The sequence below is a fragment of the Virgibacillus halotolerans genome (assembly GCF_016908515.1).
Taxonomy (GTDB): Bacteria; Bacillota; Bacilli; order Bacillales; family Amphibacillaceae; genus Virgibacillus_M; species Virgibacillus_M halotolerans.
Genome location: NZ_JAFBEA010000012.1, coordinates 113,635 through 132,804, shown reverse-complemented (window position 1 = coordinate 132,804; position 19,170 = coordinate 113,635). Strand labels below are relative to the sequence as shown.

Sequence of the window (19,170 nt, the reverse complement as noted above, 5' to 3'; positions counted from 1 at the left end):
AATAATGGATGAAATTAGTTCATGCAACGATATATGGGTTTGGCAAATGGATCGACTATTCGATTGATTTATCCAGTGAATCAGCTATTTGTATTTATGGCGAAAATGAATCGGGAAAATCGACCTTGCAAAAGTTTATTCTTTTTATGTTATTTGGTTTACCACCCAAAAAACGATCATTTTACCGGCCGAAAACAAGTGGGAAGATGGGTGGGAAGCTTCAGATTTATGATCCAGTGATCGGGAACTATACCATTGAACGCCTGGATGAAGTTCAAAACGGTGCAGTAACGTGCTATACGAATGATGGTATGACACATGATGAAACGTGGCTTAAGGAGCGTTTACAAGGCATGACCTATCAAACATATCAGGCTATATTTTCCTTTTCTGCGCTTGATTTAAATCAAGTACAGGAAATGAAGGAAGATGACTTGGGTGAAGTGTTACTTGGTATCGGTCTGTCAGGCTCGAATAACATTTATGCGATTGAAAAGAAAATAGATGTGCATTTGGGAGAGCTGTTTAAACCATACGGTAAAAAACCTGTTATCAATCAGCGGTTGGAATCATTGGAGGCATTATTTAGTTCGCTTAACCGCTTGAAATCGGAGGAAACAAGCTACCGTGATAAACAAGAAACAGCAGCACGATTAAACGATAAAATAGAGCAATTGCAAATCACGTTAAAGAAAGAGAAATCACACCGTTTCGAGATCGAAAAACAATTACATGCCGTGCCCACGATACGTGACTATCAACATTATACTGAACGACTTCAGGTATATCCGGAAAGCATTACCTTTCCGGAGAATGGGCTAGATCGACTAGAAAAGGCGAAAGAAAAACTTTTACCCTTAGAAAGCGAATTAGCTGTGTTAAAAAATAATGAAAAAAGATATCGTGAGAAAATGGATACATTAAAGGCGGCACAAACAGAAGATAAGATCTACAAAGAAGCTGTGGATATTACCCGGCAGCAACAGACATTTGTGGAAATAAAAAAATCACTCGAAAAAGTGGAAGTAACAAGCAACAAATTAACATTACAAATAAACACGGAGATCGATCAACTGCATATTGGACTGGAACAAACAGATTTAGCCACAATTCATTTCCCATTTCATATAGAAAACACCTGGCAACAGCTCAAAAAGGATACCGATCAGCTGAAACTTGAAAAAGATCAGCTAAAGCAGGAAGAAAATGAATTAAAACATCAGCGTAACTACTTGCTCAATCAAATACAGGAATTGGATGATGGGCTCCTGTCGGAAGAACAAATCCAACAATTACGCGATCAGGTTAATCAATATAAAGAATTTGATGTACTGACAAAAATAAAAAGTGAATCGGAACAAAGAGAGCGAACTTGGAAGAATAGGATAGCTAAACAAGAAAAAAATAGCCGTATAAGTCTGATTGCCGCAATTATTCTTTCTATAGTAGCAGGTATAACGGCTATCTCATTTAAACTTCCATGGTTGCACGCCGTTATGATTGCCTTTTTAATTGTTGGAACAGGTACTTGGGTATGGAGTAGATATACAATAAAGGGAATGGAAGAAATGCTTTCTTCGACAGACCCTCAGTTAAATGTGCTGCAGATCACAAAAGAAGAGAAGGAAAAGGCAGAACGAAGCATCGCTGATTATGAGCAAAACAGAACAGCATATAAAGCTTTAAAAGAGCGGGAAAAAACAAGAGATATCCAATATATAAAATGGACCGAGAAGAAAAGGACGCTGGAAGAAAAGGAAAAGCGTTTATATGAACAAATAGATAAGCAAGTGAAGACATATCCCTTTTTACAGTATGCTGACGTGGCTTTTTGGCCGGAAATATACCATCGGATGCAGCGTTTGTTAGACGTCTATGAGACGTATAAAGAGACTGTTAACGAAGCCAAACAGCTGAAAGATAAGCTGGACCAATACAAAGCAAAAGTAATCCACTTATTACAGCAAATAAATAAATACAATGCAGGGCAGTCATGGGAAAATCAGCTGGAAATCATTGCAGCACAACAGGCTAATGATGAAGAAACCAAGCAGCAAATTAGTCAATATGAGTCCTTACGCATCGAAGCTGGTGATCAGCAACGGGATATAGAACAAAAAATGCTGCCGTACAAAAAGGAAAAAAATGATTTACTTGCAAGTGCACAAGTGAATACGGAAGATGCGTACTATGAAAAAGCAAATCAATTGGAAGAAAAGCAGGAGATCATTAAAGCACTGGAGAAATTGAGAATCCAACTGGATAGCATACTGCCAGGAAGTTTAGAACAATGCTTCCATGACAATGAAACGGACGAAAATAAACTTACAATGGACAGGCAGCAAACGATCGAGTCGATAGATGAAACAGAGCAGCAGATAGAAGCGGCACGTCAGGAGCTTGCCGAGGTGAATGCGGCGCTTTTAAACATGGAGGATTCTGAAAGTTACTCTGAAACGATCCATCAATATGCGATGGAAAAAGAACAGTTAAATAAGCTTGCCAAGGAGTGGGCTGTATTAAAAACGGCGAAAGAAATGCTAGCCGAAACAATGCGTATTTACCGTGACAAATATTTAAATAAAGTAATCGAAGCTACTTCGGCATATTTCCGTCATTTAACAGGAAATGGTTACCAAACAGTATATGCGCCGGTTGGAGATCAACCTTTTCAAGTGGAAACCAATGACGCGATTCGTTACACGATTAATGAGCTATCGCAAGGTACGGTAGACCAATTGTATGTATCCTTGCGTATGGCAATTAGTGAGATCATGAGTGAAAAGCATCGTTTACCATTTATCATTGATGACGCATTTGTTCATTTTGATGCTGTTAGAACGAAACGGGTGATGGAAATTGTGGAGTCTATTGGCGAAAAGCAGCAAATCATTATTTTTACCTGTAAAAAAGAAGTAACAGCCTCGACAAAGCATACAAAAGTGATTCAATTAGCAGATGGTATTCGCATTAATGAATAAAAAATGATAAACTATCTCCAGATAATATGCGGATGGAGGGACTTCCATTGCCAGAGGAAAATAAACCAAAAGAATGGGAAACATACGAGGAAACGATTGAAAGATTTATCCAGGTCATTGCAAAGAATATGAGTCTATATGGCATCACGTCTTCGGTCGGGCGCCTTTACGGTGTGCTGTATTTTTCAGATCAGCCGATGACTTTAGATGATATGCGGGAAGCATTAGTCATGAGTAAGACAAGCATGTCAACAGGTGTCCGATCATTATCAGATATGAAAATGGTAGAATCTACTTTCAAAAAGGGAATTCGAAAAGATTTATATCAATCAGAGGAAGATTGGTACAAATCATTCACATCTTTATTCGGTAATCGCTGGAGACAGCATACGGAAACAAACATTGAAGAAGCAGAGGAAACTATTGCTGAACTAAATAAGCTACGAGCACAAACGACAGATGAAACATTAAGAAGCAATATAGACAATGATATTGAACGATTGGTTTATGCAAAGAATTATTATAAGTGGTTAATGGAATTTATTCGAGTGATCGAAACAGGAAAGATTTTTGACTATATACCAAAGCATGAATAAATCAAGCGACTTGAGATTGACTTTAAAAAAAGATGGTGAATTTCGAATTGGATAACCACCTGTTTTTTGTCAGTCTCATTGCTGTATAGAGGAGGAAAACGAGATGGCAAAGGGAATTGGTCATATGAACATAGGGGATCCTTTTCAGGATTTTATGTTAATTAAAGAAGCTACGAAAGGTGTTGCCAGTAATGGTAAACCTTTTCTTACATTAATTTTACGTGACGCAACAGGGGAAATCGAAGCGAAGCTATGGGATGCGACAAAAGAGGATGAGGCACTATTCACGCCCGAACAAATTGTAAATATATCTGGTGAAATCAATCAATTTCGTGGGAAGGCACAATTAAAGTTATTTGCTGTTCGTCCTGCCCAACCAACAGACGGATTGCATGTATCTGACTTCGTAGAAAAAGCACCAGTCGAAAGAGAAGTGCTGCAGGAAAAACTGACTGAAGCGATTTTTGAGATGGAAAACCCAATCATGCAGCGTATTGTACGAGCATTTATTAAAAAATATCAGGAACCATTATTAACATACCCGGCCGCCTCTAAAAATCATCATGAATATGTATCCGGGCTAGCCCACCATATCGTTAGCATGCTACAAATTGCAAAGGAACTTTGTAACCTGTATCCACAATTAAACAAAGATCTGCTGTATGCGGGGATTATTTTACATGACCTTGGAAAATTAAAAGAGCTTTCGGGCGTAGTGACAACATCTTATACAATAGAAGGGAAGTTACTAGGGCATATTCCAATGATGGTAGAAGAAATTGGTCATATGGCAAAAGAGTTGCAAATTGAAGGGGAAGAAGTATTAATTTTACAGCATGTCGTACTGAGTCATCATGGTAAGGCAGAGTGGGGCAGCCCAACACCACCATTGGTCAGGGAGGCAGAAATATTACACTTTATCGATATGATCGATGCGAAGTTAAATATGTTAAATCGTACTTTGGAAAAAGTAAAGCCGGGTGAGTTTACAGAGCGAATGTTTGCCATGGATAACCGTGCGTTTTATAAACCGACATTTGAAAAATAAAAGCGGGTTATTTTCTCCTCCTTTGTTGCATATACATGTGATTAGGATGGACAAGGGGGGCTGGATCATGATCGCTGGAGTGCCTTGGTGGGTTTTGGCAATGATTGTTTTAATTTTTCTGTGCGGGTATATGGCATTCAAAGCCATGTCTGCAGAAAGAAAAGTGGAACAGCAGTATATTGAAGAAGAAGGAAAAATATACATGGATCGGATAGAAGCCGAGAGACAGCTTAAAGCAGGACAAAGACAGCGTTTATCATAAGGTGCCGTAGCTCTAGACAAAGAAAAGAGGATGTCCCATTTGGGAGCATCCTCTTTGTGCTTATCCTTTTGCTTCGACATCTTCTTCTTGCTTGAATAAATCTTTGTATTCTTTAATTTTCACGTCAATTTTTGCTTCGTCCATTACTTTTTGGATTTTTTCCTGTGCTTTAGCTGGGTCCATTTCCTTACTGAGAATTTCTCGTTTCAGATCATCTTTCACATCTTCGTATTTACCGATGCTTTCCTCTTTATCCCGAATATCATTTATTTTAATGATATGGAAGCCATTCTCTGTTTGGACTGGATCACTAATTTCGCCTTTTTTCATATCATATGCTGCATCTTCGAATTCAGGTACCATATCACCAGCAGAGAAATAACCTAATTTCCCGCCTTCTTCAGCAGATCCATCTGAGGAATACTCTTTCGCTAATTTAGCAAAATCGCCGCCATCATCCAGCTTCTTTTTCACTTCTTTTGCAGTATCCTCATCTTCTACTAGAATGTGCGATGCATCGATTTCCGTATTTTTCCGATCATATTCTTCTTTTAAGCGATCTTCATCCACTTTTTCACCTTCCGTAACGGCTGCTTCCTGTAATAGGCTGATACGCAGTACTTTACGGAATGCTTCTTCATCCTCAAATCCTTGCTGTTGAAGTGCCATATCAAATTGGTCACCTAACTGATCTTTCACTTTTTCTACTTCTGCATCTACTTCTTTATCACTCACTTCGTACTTATCGTTTAAGACTTCCGTAGTGACCATTTCTTGAAGTACTTCTTCCCCGTACCGATCTTTTAGTTCATTGTAGAATTCCTCTTTTGTAATATCTCCGGCATCTGTTTTCACTACCACTTCCGAATCAGCTTTATCTGAACTACATGCACCTAAAGCTAATATACTTGCGGAAAGTGTAACTGCGATTGCTACTTTCTTCATCTATTAACACTCCTAATCTCTTGCTTACATTTATTTTACTAAAGAATAATATAACACATTTTGCTATAAAAAAAACAATTCTTTGAACACATTGGCTAAATACACAGCCCCCTGTTGGCGGATGAAGCTTGAGCAAAGCTTTGAACACAGATAATATAGCAATTTCCTGTGCGTTGTTAATGCGGCTAAGGTTCAATCGTTATTTGAATCAAGCCTTCTTTAGGTGATGGCATTCAGTACTTTTACATAGGAACATACAAGCAAAATGAGAATCATGGCATTGATTACTCGAAAAATTTTATTTTGCTTCAGGATTTCCATTTCCATTTTCATACAAAAGTTATATGTAAGTGAATTGAAAATAAATAAGACAAGTAATGCGTAGATTGGGAAAAGAATATTCAATATAAAAGCCCTCCTTCATAAGGATTTACCACTATCCTGATAAATATTCTATTCGCTCATTACAAATTATTTTAAATACTACACTGTATACTCTATCAAAAGATTAAACTTATGAATAGTATTGAATCCATTTTTATAATAAAAAACGAATGGACCCGGGAGTGATTACTGGGTCCATTCGTTAATGAGATGCTTTCAATAATATATCAAAGCCATTATCACCGTATTCAATATAAGCTCTTTTAGGCGCCTTCACGATATTAGCAACATATAAAATGTCCAAAAAAGAAAATCCGATGTGCGCAGCAGTAAATAATAGAATATAAACATAATAGTCTACATAAAAGCAACTTGCAGCAATACCAGGTATCGTAATAAACAAGGTTGGAGCCAATGCCACAAACAAAGAGGTTCTTTTGGTTAATAGATACTTTGTGTAGTAGCTAAAAACGGGCAATAATCGGTTTTTTACCTTACAAACAATTTTCACCTGTTTGTTCATGATAATTAACGGGAAAATATGTGTCAAAGAATGTATCGCTGGCAGCAATAATAGTGCTACAATAAATACCAAAAAGCCTGATTCTTTAACGTGACTCGCATGATGCGATATAGAAACTGGGACATACAGCAAGATAAATGCGAATAAGCCGATCAAAAATGATATGAACAACAATCGATAATAGCCGAATTCTTTTACTAAATTAATTGATTTCCAGCAGTTCATTTTTGATCCCTCCAGTGCTCTTTTGACAATGTGTGAAATGGCGCTTGTTAATCAATCCTTAGAGAATAATAGTACGATTGTAAGTAAAAATCAATAGGTTTTTAACATTACTTTTCGACTTTTTTTTCATGACCGATTTTTCAATTGGTTTGGAGGGAAAAACGCATGAAAAAAGAAGGATATGATCCTCCTTTTATGTTTACAAATATAACGGAACGGGAATGGAAAATTAAATAGTTTACTTATAGCTTTATATTACTGAATAAGTTTTCCATGTCTTTGTGGAATTCAATAATATCATATAGCCGATGGTTAATATTTTGTACTGCTTCCTTTGATTCTTGATGATCCTTATTCACATCAATTGATTCATAAATTTCTTCTAAGGAAGTCTTCTGTCGATTGGAGGCATCAATCCATTTTTTAATATAAGTACTCATAAAAATTTTAAAAAGTTGTGTGTTTGCTTGATATAAATCCTTACGAATCCCTTTTTTCCATACACGGCTTACCAGATTTAATTCGGATAAACTGCGGACACTTGTACTCATGGATGTTTTGCTTTTACCTAATGCTTCACTCATCTCATCTAACGTTAGGGGTTCTTTAGATAAATATAAATATGCAAACAAACGGGACTCCAAAGTTGTTAAACCAAACAATTCTAATGTTTTAGAGAACTCAAGCATGATTTTATTCGTTAAAAACTCAGTATTGGGATGTGTCATAAAATCCTCCTAAACGTTGCTAAATAAAGGTTACACCATAATGATTTATTTTGAAAACAGCCATTAGAACAGTATATTGAAGGAATCAGTCGTTATTTGGAGTTAAAACTATCTAAAGTGTGTACGGAATAAACTGAATGAAAAATATATACAAAATTAACGGTATTTGATATTTGAAGTCCAAAGCTGAAACGTATATAGTAATAAAGTAGATGAATGCCGTGCGGAATTAATGACCTGTGAAATAAATGAAGACAATGTAGCTTCATATGGCTATAAACTGGTTCAAAAGTAGGGCGACTAAATTCATACGTTATTAAAACAAATAGATGTAAAGAGGTGAAAGATATGCCGGTAATCGAAGCAAAAAACTTATCAAAAGTATTTGGTAGAAATATTAAGCAGACTTTGAAGCTTGTCGATGAAGGTCTGACCAAAGAAGAGATACTAAAAGAAACAGGAAATACCGTTGGTGTTAATCGCGCATCTTTCTCCGTAAATGCTGGGGAAATTTTTGTGATTATGGGTCTATCCGGTAGTGGTAAATCCACGTTGGTCCGCTTGATTAATAGATTAATTGAGCCAACGGAAGGTAATATCATTATTGATGGGGAAGACCTTGCGAAAATGGATAAAGCTTCATTAAGAAATGTGCGAAGGAAAAAGATAAGTATGGTTTTTCAAAACTTTGCTCTATTTCCGCACCGTAGTATTTTAGAAAATGCGGAATTTGGTTTGGAAATCCAAAACGTACCGAAAGAAGAAAGAAGTGAAAAAGCGAAAGAAGCTTTAAAAGCAGTTGGACTGGGTGAATATATGAATCAGAGCCCGGGTCAATTATCAGGTGGGATGCAGCAACGGGTTGGTCTTGCCCGGGCATTAGCCAATGATCCTGAAATATTGTTAATGGATGAGGCATTTTCGGCCTTAGACCCGCTTATCCGTAAAGAAATGCAGGATGAACTAATCGATTTACAATCGAGCATGCAAAAAACGATCTTATTTATTACACATGATCTGGATGAGGCACTTCGTCTAGGAGATCGGATTGCACTCATGAAAGATGGTGCGATTGTGCAAATTGGTACACCTGAAGAAATTCTAGTTAATCCAGCGAATGATTATGTTGAAAAATTCGTTGAAGATGTTGACCGATCGAAAATTTTAACTGCACAGCATATTATGAAACGACCTGAAACAGTAAATATGGAAAAACATGGTCCGCGTGTGGCATTGGAACGAATGCGTGAAGAAGGGCTATCAGGTATTTATGTTGTAGATAATAAGCGAAATCTAAAAGGGTATGTAACAGCAGATGATGCGTTAGAGGCTCGCAAAAAAGAGATTAGCAATTTGGAAGAAATCTTAACAAATAATATCCCCAAAGTTGATAAAGATACTGCGATGAATGATATTTTTAACATCATTCATGATTCACCAATGCCTGTAGCTGTTATTGATGATGGTAAATTAATTGGAATTATTGTACGCGGCGCAGTTATCGCTGCACTATCTGGAGATGGCGAGGTGAATTTAACCAATGCTTGATGATTTATTAGACTTTGTACCCAAAATACCAATATCAGAAGGAACAAAGTGGTTTACTGATTGGCTAACAAGCACATTTGCATTCTTATTTGATCCGATTAAGGAACACTTTGGAAATTTTATGAACTTTACTTCTGATACATTGGTTTCCATACCACCTGTTATTATTATTATTATCGTGGCATTGATCGCTTTTTTCATTAGTGGGAAAAAGTTCGGCCTGGCCGCCTTTTCTATTGTTGGGCTTTGGTTAGTTTATAATCAGGGGTTCTGGGATCATTTAATTGATACACTTACATTGGTAATATTAGCGAGTGTATTATCTGTTATCATAGGGGTTCCATTTGGTATTCTTATGTCAAAAAGTAGAATAGCGGAGGCCATTATTTCACCTATATTGGACTTTATGCAGACAATGCCAGCATTTGTATATTTAATTCCAGCAGTAGCATTTTTTGGAATCGGGATGGTACCGGGTGTGTTTGCATCACTTATTTTTGCGACACCACCAACGGTTCGTTTTACAAATTTAGGGATCCGCCAAGTTTCAAACGAATTGGTGGAGGCTTCTGAAGCATTTGGAAGTACTGGTGCGCAGAAGTTATTTAAAGTTGAGCTTCCGATGGCTAAAGCAACGATTATGGCTGGTATTAACCAAACGGTTATGCTTGCACTGTCAATGGTTGTTATCGCATCGATGATTGGTGCACCTGGATTGGGAAGAGAAGTGCTTTCCTCATTACAACGTGCGCAGGTTGGTAGCGGATTTGTAGCTGGTCTAGGTATTGTAATCCTGGCAATTATTATTGACCGGATTACCCAAAACATGAATAAGCGTAAAAAAGCTTCATAAAGAAGACTAAGTCCAAATGAAATTTGGACTTAGTCGCACTTATTTCGGAGCTCTGGCGACATTTAATAACCGTCAAAAGATGCGTGTATTTGACAAATGCCGCGAAGAAAAATTGCTGGTATCTTTTCTTATGAAAAGTTTCCATATATAAAATTACACGAAGGGGAGATAGATTAGTTATGGCTATATTTAACTGGAAACGTCTTGGTCTTGTTACCGGACTATCACTATCATTATTTGCTGCAGGTTGTGGATCTGATGATGATTCATCATCAGAAGGATCTGGAGACGCAGGAAAAGAAGAAAGTAAAGATATTGAATTAACATATGTAGAGTGGGATTCAGAAATCGCATCAACAAATGTTATTGGTAAAGTATTGGAAGATCAAGGTTATAAAGTAACTTACACACCACTTGATAACGCCGTAATGTGGCAAGCAGTTGCTAATGGTGAAGCTGATGGTATGGTAGCAGCATGGTTACCAGCAACGCACGGTGATTTATATGAAGAGTATAAAGACCAGGTAGACGAACTGGGTGAAAACTTGGAAGGTGCTAAAATTGGTCTCGTAGTACCTGAATACATGGATGTTGATTCTATTGAAGATCTTGATGGTATTGCAGATGATGTAGATAAAACCATTGTTGGTATTGAACCTGGTGCTGGCGTTGTTCAAGCATCTGAAAATGCGGTAGAAGATTATGGTCTTGACGGCTGGGAAGTTCAAACATCATCAAGTGGCGCAATGGCTACTGAGTTAGGTGAGGCATATAAAAATGAAGAGCCTATCGTTGTAACTGGTTGGACACCACACTGGAAATTCGCTAAATATGACTTGAAATATTTAGATGATCCAAAAGAAACTTTTGGAGAAGCAGAGACGATTAATACGATGGTTCGTGAAGATTTGAAAGATGACATGCCTAACGCATATAAAATCCTGGATCAATTCAACTGGGCACCTGAAGATATGGAAGAAGTAATGCTTGAAATCCAAGATGGTACAGATCCTGCTGAAGCAGCAGCTGATTGGGTTGAAGATAATCAGGATAAAGTTGATGAATGGACAGAAGGCGTAGAATAATAAATAATGAAAAGAGCTGATACATCGTGTATCAGCTCTTTTTTATACTCGTCCATACAGTGCATACTAATATCAGAAACGCGATAAAAAGTGGTGCAATCATCGTGGCGCCTAAATATTTTTGATAAAAAAGAGCTTTCCCCTAAGGAGAAAGCCTTTTGTTTTTATTCTGTTTTTACCTTATTCTCAAGGTCTTTTAAACTTTTTTCGATTTGCTCGAGGTATTTATGAATATTATCTTGATGCGGTTCAACCGTATCTTTCCATTCTTCAACAGACTTTTTCATATCCGCAGTGAGGTTTTTAACTAGTGCTACACCTTCCTGTGACGTTTCTGCTATTTGATCCTTAAGTCGTAAACCATCCTGCTTTAATTTATTAAATAAATCTTTCCACTCTAAACCTTGATTTTTCACACGTCCACGTAAATCTTTTCCTGAAGAAGGTGTACTTAACAATGCTGCGGTAGCACCTACCGCTCCTCCAACTACGATTCCAAACAACAATGATTTTCTATTTGACATATTAATACGCCCCTTTCATACACCTACATTATCTCTTCCTCTTAACGGGTTAGTATCAAACCTATTTTCAAGAAAAAAGTCATCCAGATTAAAAATAGTGGCTTTTTCCTTTTTCGGTTGTGGGTATTCTTTTTAAAAACCCCCTGACACCGTTTTGCCAGAGGATTATTAATACTTTAAAGGTACCGTCATACTTTTTACTTAAGAAATTGTGATTGGACGAGATCGTTTCATAATTCCCTGTACAATAGGATGGACAACAACCATAATAATTGTATTCACGGCAGCTGCTGGTAATACGATGGTTAGGAATAATGCGATGAACGCGCCATCGAGCAAACCTAAAATAAATAGCCCCACACACAGGAATACAGTACCACTAATCATCGTTCCTACAGCGGTTAGTACTGGTGCACTAATGGTCGTAGGGGTCATGTTTCTTATTAATAAAAACAAAGCGAAAAAACATGCTGCAGTGATAGGTTTATCAATTAAGTTAGCGATTTGTCCACCAGGTGCAGCGGTAGTTAAGGCCGAAATAATACCAGTAACGATAGCAAGTATGGCAACATACTTTGTCTTCGGAAAAAGCAAAATTCCCAAAAACATCATCGATAACAGCATATCTGGTTTAACCCCAAATAAAATTGGTGGAACAACTGTATGCAAAACAGTACCAATACCTACTAACAAAGATAAAATAACTAAAACTCTCGTATTCATTTTTAATACTCCTCTTCTCAGCTCAACTCAGTATTTTTCCCAACTGTACACTGATTGTCAGTTGCAGAAATGTATACTTATTATACCAAACATCTGTGTAAATAAAAAGAAATCATTTCTGTTACAAGCTAAAAGTTGTAGAGAACTAAGAGAACTGTTAACTTTCGATCGTGTCCTGAATTTCTTTTGCCATGTTTTGTAAATCCTCTGATGAATAATCGTCTTGGTGCACAGTCCAGTTTGGTGTATAGCCATCCCCATCACCGTAACGCGGAATAATATGAATATGTAAATGGAATACGGATTGTTCTGCCGCTGCTTCGTTATTGTTTAATAAATTCATGCCGAGTGGTTGATAGACAGTATTAATCGCATTTGCGATTTTAGGAATTCGTGCAAATAATTCTTTTGCCACTTCTGGAGAGGTTTCGAAAATATTTTTCGTATGTGTTTTAGGAATGACCAGTGTATGCCCTTTCGTTACTTGACTAAGATCAAGGAAGGCATAGACATGTTCATCTTCATATACCTTTGCAGACGGAAGTTCGCCATTTATAATTTTACAAAAAATACAATCTTCATGACCCATAATAATCACAGCTCCTTTGTTTCTATTGTCTTCATTGTATAAAGGAACAGGATGGAAGTAAAGTGAAAAGAAACAGGTCCAGTCCACTGTATAGCGGACTGGCCTGCTTTAAGAAGAAGACGGGAATGACTGAAAAATCTAATGCACCTAATTTGTAATGCGAGCACGAACTGCTTGCTTACAAAAATCTTTTTGTCAGCATCTCAGGGGACCTGAGATATGTCCTGGCAAAAGGATTTTAATTCATTAGCGTATTTTTCGGAAACACCTCATTTTGTGTTGAATATGCGAAATTCAGCTTGGATTATCGATCACCAACACCCCATTTTGTGTTTTTATACACGAAATTACATTAGATGTTCGATCGGAAACACCTCATTTGCTTCATAACACGGATGAGACATCCCCGTCTCTTCAAACCTTATTTTGAACAGAATTCGAATTTTTATACGGTGAAATTAAAAAAGTTGTCGATAATAAGTGGATAGTTTGCTTTGGCTTTCAACCGTAATAATGATAAAATTTATAAAAGAACCTTAGCTGTACTTGTTTCGAAGCTAAAAGAGAATGATATGAGGAGGAACCCTTGTGGAATCGTTGCTACATATTGAAGGACTTCATGGTGGCTATACACATAAAAATGTTTTACATGGCATTTCGTTTGAAGTTTATCCAAAGGAAATTGTTGGACTGATCGGGCTAAATGGTGCCGGAAAAAGTACAACAATCAAACATATTATTGGTTTAATGCATGCCAAAAAGGGATCTGTAGCTGTTAATGGAAAAACGTTTCAAGAGAACCCGGAAACCTACCGAAGTCAAATAGGCTATATTCCGGAAATGCCGATATTGTATGATGAATTAACGCTTTATGAGCATCTCAGGTTAACAGCGATGGCTTACGATGTTCCGGAGGAGCTTTTTGAGAAAAGGCTACAGCCGCTTCTGAAAGAATTTCGCTTGGAGAAAAAGCTACATTGGTTTCCTGTACACTTTTCTAAAGGGATGCGGCAAAAAGTAATGATCATGTGTGCTTTCCTAATTGAGCCGCCGTTATATATTGTGGACGAGCCCTTTGTTGGTTTAGATCCATTAGGTATTCAGTCTTATCTGCAATTAATGGATGAGATGAAGGAGAAAGGCTCTGGCGTCTTAATGTCTACACATATTCTAGCGACCGCGGAACGCTATTGTGATCGATTTGTTATTTTACATGATGGTATCATTCGAGCGATGGGGACGCTGGCAGAATTGCGGGAGAGCTTTGATATGCCCGGCGCAACACTGGATGATTTATATGTGCAATTAACGAAGGAAGATAGCCATGTTTGATTCACATAAATTTTATAAACAACGATTCGCTGCACACATGAAAGAGACGAGTCGTTATTTAAAGTACATTTTTAATGGTCATATCATGATAGCTTTACTGTTTTTTATATCAGCCATCGCCGTTTACTATCAGCAATGGCTTGCGTCACTTCCGGATAACTTCCCGACAGCACTTGTCATGGGCATGGTACTCGGATTGTTGGTCAGCTATAGTCCGGTCAGAACGTTATTAAAGGAACCGGATTTGGTATTCCTTATTGCTGCAGAGCATAAGATGAAAGCTTATTTTAGAAACTCCTTGATCTACAGCTTTGTGATTCAATTATATTTAATCTTGCTTGCGATCGCTGCGTTCGGACCGCTATATTTTGCCACCTACCCTGATCGTAGTGGGAAAATGTATTTACTCGTGCTTGTCGTTGTGCTTGTATTTAAAGGGTGGAATCTGATTACGAATTGGTGGATGTTGCGGTCAAGAGAACCAAGCGTGAGACAGGTTGATCTGTTGATTCGTATTATTTTAAATATCGCCGTATTTTATTTTATTGTAGCGGGGGATATGCTGTTTTGTGCGATTGCAACGGTATTATTTATACTTGTATTTTTATATGATTATAATTTATCGAGAAAGCAGTCTGGGATTGTTTGGGATTTGTTAGTGGAAAAGGACCAGAACCGGATGCAGGCCTTTTACCGGCTTGCGAACATGTTTGCCGAGGTACCTCATTTGAAAAACCGTGTAAAGAAACGCAGGTGGATTGTATCACTTGTTAGTAAAGTGCCGTTTTCTAATAAAAATACGTTTGATTATTTGTACCGGATCACGTTTGTGCGTAGTGGGGATTATCTTGGTATGTACATTCGATTAATTGTAGTAGGCGGTTTATTCGTTTATTTCATTCCAAATATAGCCATGAAAATTCTTTTTGCTATTTTGTTTTTATATCTCAGTAGCTTTCAAATGATGACATTGTACCAGCATCATCGGACAGTCATATGGTTGGATCTATATCCAGTTGATTTTAAGTGGCGTAAAGATGCATTGGTAAAAATAATTTATCAGTTAACGCTTTTTCAAGCGGTGCTATTTGCACTTTTATTCCTGGTCATGCAGTTGTATCTGGGCTTTGTGATCGCACTGGCAGCAGGAATAGCGTTTACGTTTGTTTTCATGAATGGCTATATAAAGAGAAAATTAGTGTAAGATAAGGGATGTTCCATGTTACTTGGGACATCCCTTTTTAAGTCTGTCTTCATTACCACTGTTTGCTTCCTTTATCAATCGGGTAGAGAATATATACCAAGATTCAGTAAAGGAGGATCAATTAGTATGCGTAACCAAGATAAAAAGGACGGAAAGGGGAAAGATGAGCAATTAAATCAGTTTCGAGTGGATGATAAGGATAAAAAGATGACCACGAACCAAGGACTTAAAGTGTCGGAAGATGAATTTTCTTTGAAAGCCGGAGAACGTGGTCCAACGTTAATGGAGGATTTTAATTTTCGTGAAAAAATAACCCATTTTGATCATGAACGCATTCCGGAGCGGGTCGTGCATGCACGCGGTTACGGGGCACATGGTGAATTTGAACTTTACGAATCGATGAAAGATTATACCAAAGCCGGATTTCTACAGGAACCAGGATCAAAAACGCCGGTATTTGTACGTTTTTCTACTGTTGCCGGTTCAAAGGGTTCAGGTGAATGAGCGCGGGATGTTCGTGGTTTTGCGACAAAGTTTTATACTGAAGAAGGTAACTTCGATTTGGTAGGAAATACTATGCCGATATTTTTCATTCAAGATGCGATTAAATTTCCAGATCTTATTCATGCAGTGAAACCAGAACCCCATAATGAAATTCCACAAGCTGCAACAGCCCACGATACGTTGTGGGACTTCGTTGCCAATAATCAGGAGACCGCGCATATGATGATGTGGGCGATGTCTGACAGGGCTATTCCGCGTAGTTTTCGAATGATGGAAGGCTTTGGTGTTCATACATTTCGTCTGATAAACGAGCAGGGAAAAGCACATTTCGTTAAATTTCATTGGAAACCGGAACTTGGCGCTCATTCGGTGGTTTGGGATGAAGCGCAAAAACTAAACGGAAAAAATCCAGATTTTCATCGTCAGGATTTGTGGGAATCCATTGAAGCGGGGGACTATGCTAAATGGGAGCTAGGAGTACAGATTATTCCAGAAGAAGATGAGTTTTCTTTTGACTTCGACATACTGGACCCGACAAAGTTATGGCCAGAAGAGGATGTACCTGTTAAAGTAGTCGGAAAAATGACATTAAACCGAAATGTGGACAATGTATTTGCGGAAACGGAACAGGTCGCATTTCATCCTGGTAGTGTAGTTCCAGGAATAGATTTCTCCAATGATCCATTATTACAGGGGCGTTTGTTTTCGTACACAGATACCCAACTCATTCGACTTGGAGGCCCGAATTTTCATGAGCTTCCGATCAATCGTCCTGTTTGTCCATTTCATAATAACCAACGTGATGGTTATGGACGTCAAACCATCAATCAGGGGCAAGTAAGCTATCATAATAATTCACTTGCAAATAACACCCCAGATACTGCATCTGAAACGGAGGGCGGATATGCCCATTATCAGGAAAAAGTAGATGGTCGGAAAGTGCAGGCTAGAAGTAATAGCTTTTTAGATCACTTTTCACAAGCTACCTTGTTTTGGAACAGTATGACCGCACCAGAGAAGGAACACATTAAAGATGCATTTAGCTTTGAACTTGGCATGGTCAACAGCAAGTTCGTTCAACAGCAAGTTGTAGACATGTTTGCAAATGTGAATCTAGATTTAGCACAAACGATTGCAACCAATATCGGTGTCCATCCACCTGAAAACGGCGGCTCTAATGTAACGAAATCATCACCAGCCCTGAGTCAAGAGAGTACCGCAAAGAAAATGGCAACGCGTAAAGTGGCTGTTTTAATTGATAATGATTTCAATGGGGCTGAAATAAAGTACGTGTTAGATAAATTAATAGCAGATGGAGTACATCCTGGACTTGTAAGTGAGAAGTTGGGAACGATTAAAGGTTCAGATGGAACAGAACTGGAAGTTGATCATACCTTTTTAACAGGCGAATCAGTTTTATTTGATGCCATTTATGCTGTTGGTGGTAATGAAGTGAGTAAGAGATTTTATCATCATGCACAATACTTTATCAATGAGGCCTATTCACACTTTAAACCAATTGGCGCGACTCATGAGGGAAAAAGCTGGGTTCAAGCTAATAAAATGGAGAACAGTCCTGGTGTTGTCGTTGGGGAAGATATGAAGCTATTCACAGAGGAATTTGAGAAAGCAATCACTGCCCACCGTCATTGGGAGCGCCAGGTCGAATAACTAAAATAAACTAGATGTAACTAGAAAAAGATCCTTAAACTTTTATTTAAGGATCTTTTTTTATGAGGTTTATTGCTTTTGATAGCCAAAATAAGCTTCAATTAATGTTTTGGCGGCAATTGGCAATGCACGTTCATCAATATCGAATTTTGGATGATGATGTGGATACGGGTTCCCAGCCTTATTCGCACCGGTGAAAAAGTAAGCACCAGGTTTTTCGATTGTATAGTAAGCAAAATCCTCACCGCCCATTACGGGAATGATTTCCTCGCTTTTATGGATTTCCTTCACGTTTTTACTTGCTTCAAGTACGATTTTCGCTTCGTTTTCTCGGTTAATTAATGGCGGATAGCCTTTAAAATAGTCAAATGTATAAGTGGCATCATCTGTATCGCATACCCCTTTAACGATTTTTTCAATTTCCTGAATGACTTTTTCCTGTACGTTAGGGTCAAAATAACGGACCGTACCGATCAAGGTTGCTTGGTCAGCAATAATATTAAAGGTGTTACCAGCCTGAAACTTGCCAACCGTTACAACGGCAGTGTCTGAAGGATTCAAACGTCTGCTGACGATTTGCTGAAGCTGTGCAACAACCTGTGAGCCAATCACGATCGCATCTTTTGTTTCGTGTGGATACCCACCATGACCGCCTTGACCTTGGATTGTAATTTCAAATCGGTCGGCACCGGCCATGAACGCATCTTTCGACGTTTGCAACACACCTAATGGCGTTGTAGCCCATAAATGGGTTCCAAATACAGCGTCAACGTGATCAAGCGCGCCTGACTCTATAATCGGTTTTGCGCCACCTGGTGCGTATTCCTCGGCATGCTGATGCAGGAAGACAATCGTTCCTGGTAGCTCCTTCTGATAGCCCTTCATGACCTTTGCTAGGGTAAGTAGTGTTGACGTATGGCCATCATGTCCACAAGCGTGCATTACACCATCTACCTGTGATTTATAGGGGACATCATTTTCCTCCTGGATTGGCAGTGCATCGAAATCGGCACGTAAAGCAATCGTCTTTCCCGGTTTTTCACCTTTTAGTGTTGCGATAACACCGTTTCCGCCTACATTAGTCTCATAAGGGATGCCGAGCTTTTCGTAATAATCAGCAATATACTTTGCCGTTTCTGTTTCCTGAAACGAAAGCTCCGGATGTTGATGTAAGTATCTGCGTATCTCTACCATTTCTGGATACAACGCGTCAATTGATTCTTGTATTTCTTTTAGCAAAATAAACTTCTCCCTTATCCATAATTTAGACTATTATAACATTCCTAATCAAAAAAAGGGAAAAACATGATTTATAAAAGTTTATCTTACAAGCTCAGCTTTCGCAGAGTAAAATTGACAAATCAGGCTTGATAGAGCCTTTTCGTTAATTTTGTCGCCTTTTATTATCGCATTTATATAAACTGCGACATAAAAGCATGTTGATT

The 19,170-nt window shown here is 38.1% G+C and carries 17 protein-coding genes and 1 pseudogene; 10 read left to right on the top strand and 8 right to left on the bottom strand.

Annotated features, from left to right (window positions below):
- Positions 1-8: 8 nt before the first annotated feature.
- The 4 genes from JOC34_RS19975 (at position 9) to JOC34_RS19960 (ending at position 4,887) form a co-directional block, all read left to right on the top strand.
- Complete coding sequence (locus JOC34_RS19975; protein WP_205138552.1) at positions 9-2,981, top strand: ATP-binding protein; 2,973 nt, start codon at positions 9-11, stop codon at positions 2,979-2,981.
- Positions 2,982-3,028: 47 nt separating this feature from the next.
- On the top strand, positions 3,029-3,577 hold the full coding sequence (locus JOC34_RS19970) for a GbsR/MarR family transcriptional regulator (RefSeq protein ID WP_239544611.1): 549 nt from the start codon (positions 3,029-3,031) through the stop codon (positions 3,575-3,577).
- Between the two features lie 103 nt (positions 3,578-3,680).
- Positions 3,681-4,625 (top strand): 3'-5' exoribonuclease YhaM, encoded by a 945-nt coding sequence (yhaM, locus tag JOC34_RS19965; protein ID WP_205138550.1) that lies wholly within the window; start codon positions 3,681-3,683, stop codon positions 4,623-4,625.
- Positions 4,626-4,692: 67 nt separating this feature from the next.
- Positions 4,693-4,887, top strand: coding sequence for a sporulation YhaL family protein (locus JOC34_RS19960; protein ID WP_205138549.1), 195 nt, complete (start codon positions 4,693-4,695; stop codon positions 4,885-4,887).
- Between the two features lie 60 nt (positions 4,888-4,947).
- Here JOC34_RS19960 and JOC34_RS19955 read toward each other — a convergent pair whose 3' ends face one another.
- From JOC34_RS19955 to JOC34_RS19940, 4 genes are all read right to left on the bottom strand, one after another.
- Positions 4,948-5,832, bottom strand: coding sequence for a peptidylprolyl isomerase (locus tag JOC34_RS19955; protein WP_205138548.1), 885 nt, complete (start codon positions 5,830-5,832; stop codon positions 4,948-4,950).
- A gap of 219 nt (positions 5,833-6,051) precedes the next feature.
- Positions 6,052-6,237, bottom strand: a complete 186-nt coding sequence (locus tag JOC34_RS19950) for a hypothetical protein (protein WP_205138547.1) — start codon at positions 6,235-6,237, stop codon at positions 6,052-6,054.
- A 181-nt stretch (positions 6,238-6,418) separates the two neighbouring features.
- Positions 6,419-6,964 (bottom strand): DUF3267 domain-containing protein, encoded by a 546-nt coding sequence (locus tag JOC34_RS19945; RefSeq protein WP_205138546.1) that lies wholly within the window; start codon positions 6,962-6,964, stop codon positions 6,419-6,421.
- A 242-nt stretch (positions 6,965-7,206) separates the two neighbouring features.
- Positions 7,207-7,692, bottom strand: a complete 486-nt coding sequence (locus JOC34_RS19940; RefSeq protein WP_205138545.1) for a GbsR/MarR family transcriptional regulator — start codon at positions 7,690-7,692, stop codon at positions 7,207-7,209.
- Between the two features lie 348 nt (positions 7,693-8,040).
- On the opposite strand from JOC34_RS19940, the gene JOC34_RS19935 reads away from it, so the two are divergent.
- The 3 genes from JOC34_RS19935 to JOC34_RS19925 all read left to right on the top strand — a co-directional run bounded on the left by JOC34_RS19935 (position 8,041) and on the right by JOC34_RS19925 (position 11,178).
- Complete coding sequence (locus JOC34_RS19935) at positions 8,041-9,240, top strand: quaternary amine ABC transporter ATP-binding protein (protein ID WP_205138544.1); 1,200 nt, start codon at positions 8,041-8,043, stop codon at positions 9,238-9,240.
- Positions 9,233-10,093 (top strand): ABC transporter permease, encoded by an 861-nt coding sequence (locus tag JOC34_RS19930; RefSeq protein WP_205138543.1) that lies wholly within the window; start codon positions 9,233-9,235, stop codon positions 10,091-10,093. Before JOC34_RS19935 ends, JOC34_RS19930 begins: the two co-directional genes overlap by 8 nt.
- A 179-nt stretch (positions 10,094-10,272) precedes the next feature.
- Entirely contained in the window at positions 10,273-11,178 is a 906-nt protein-coding gene (locus JOC34_RS19925) for a glycine betaine ABC transporter substrate-binding protein (RefSeq protein WP_205138542.1), read from the top strand.
- Positions 11,179-11,342: 164 nt separating this feature from the next.
- Here JOC34_RS19925 and JOC34_RS19920 read toward each other — a convergent pair whose 3' ends face one another.
- The 3 genes from JOC34_RS19920 to JOC34_RS19910 form a co-directional block, all read right to left on the bottom strand.
- A complete protein-coding gene (locus tag JOC34_RS19920; RefSeq protein ID WP_205138541.1) occupies positions 11,343-11,702 on the bottom strand; it encodes a YtxH domain-containing protein in 360 nt (119 codons plus the stop codon).
- Positions 11,703-11,903: 201 nt separating this feature from the next.
- The gene (locus JOC34_RS19915; protein WP_205138540.1) at positions 11,904-12,425 is read right to left on the bottom strand and encodes a tryptophan transporter; all 522 of its coding nucleotides are present in this window, start codon (positions 12,423-12,425) and stop codon (positions 11,904-11,906) included.
- Positions 12,426-12,582: 157 nt separating this feature from the next.
- On the bottom strand, positions 12,583-13,014 hold the full coding sequence (locus JOC34_RS19910) for an HIT family protein (RefSeq protein WP_205138539.1): 432 nt from the start codon (positions 13,012-13,014) through the stop codon (positions 12,583-12,585).
- A gap of 588 nt (positions 13,015-13,602) precedes the next feature.
- On the opposite strand from JOC34_RS19910, the gene JOC34_RS19905 reads away from it, so the two are divergent.
- The 3 genes and pseudogenes from JOC34_RS19905 (at position 13,603) to JOC34_RS19895 (ending at position 17,725) form a co-directional block, all read left to right on the top strand.
- A complete protein-coding gene (locus JOC34_RS19905) occupies positions 13,603-14,346 on the top strand; it encodes an ATP-binding cassette domain-containing protein (RefSeq protein WP_205138538.1) in 744 nt (247 codons plus the stop codon).
- Complete coding sequence (locus JOC34_RS19900; protein WP_205138537.1) at positions 14,339-15,550, top strand: ABC transporter permease; 1,212 nt, start codon at positions 14,339-14,341, stop codon at positions 15,548-15,550. The genes JOC34_RS19905 and JOC34_RS19900 overlap by 8 nt, the downstream gene beginning before the upstream one ends.
- A 126-nt stretch (positions 15,551-15,676) precedes the next feature.
- A pseudogene (locus JOC34_RS19895) lies at positions 15,677-17,725 on the top strand (catalase).
- A gap of 69 nt (positions 17,726-17,794) precedes the next feature.
- Here JOC34_RS19895 and JOC34_RS19890 read toward each other — a convergent pair.
- Positions 17,795-18,964, bottom strand: coding sequence for a M20 family metallopeptidase (locus JOC34_RS19890; RefSeq protein WP_275577723.1), 1,170 nt, complete (start codon positions 18,962-18,964; stop codon positions 17,795-17,797).
- Positions 18,965-19,170 lie beyond the last annotated feature (206 nt).

Coding starts and splice junctions, on each gene's coding strand:
- JOC34_RS19940 (WP_205138545.1), bottom strand. CDS start 7,692: ATGACACATCCCAATACTGAGTTTTTAACGAATAAAATCATGCTTGAG.
- JOC34_RS19960 (WP_205138549.1), top strand. CDS start 4,693: ATGATCGCTGGAGTGCCTTGGTGGGTTTTGGCAATGATTGTTTTAATT.
- JOC34_RS19955 (WP_205138548.1), bottom strand. CDS start 5,832: ATGAAGAAAGTAGCAATCGCAGTTACACTTTCCGCAAGTATATTAGCT.
- JOC34_RS19910 (WP_205138539.1), bottom strand. CDS start 13,014: ATGGGTCATGAAGATTGTATTTTTTGTAAAATTATAAATGGCGAACTT.
- JOC34_RS19920 (WP_205138541.1), bottom strand. CDS start 11,702: ATGTCAAATAGAAAATCATTGTTGTTTGGAATCGTAGTTGGAGGAGCG.
- JOC34_RS19925 (WP_205138542.1), top strand. CDS start 10,273: ATGGCTATATTTAACTGGAAACGTCTTGGTCTTGTTACCGGACTATCA.
- JOC34_RS19900 (WP_205138537.1), top strand. CDS start 14,339: ATGTTTGATTCACATAAATTTTATAAACAACGATTCGCTGCACACATG.
- JOC34_RS19915 (WP_205138540.1), bottom strand. CDS start 12,425: ATGAATACGAGAGTTTTAGTTATTTTATCTTTGTTAGTAGGTATTGGT.
- JOC34_RS19945 (WP_205138546.1), bottom strand. CDS start 6,964: ATGAACTGCTGGAAATCAATTAATTTAGTAAAAGAATTCGGCTATTAT.
- JOC34_RS19935 (WP_205138544.1), top strand. CDS start 8,041: ATGCCGGTAATCGAAGCAAAAAACTTATCAAAAGTATTTGGTAGAAAT.
- JOC34_RS19930 (WP_205138543.1), top strand. CDS start 9,233: ATGCTTGATGATTTATTAGACTTTGTACCCAAAATACCAATATCAGAA.
- JOC34_RS19975 (WP_205138552.1), top strand. CDS start 9: ATGAAATTAGTTCATGCAACGATATATGGGTTTGGCAAATGGATCGAC.
- yhaM (WP_205138550.1), top strand. CDS start 3,681: ATGGCAAAGGGAATTGGTCATATGAACATAGGGGATCCTTTTCAGGAT.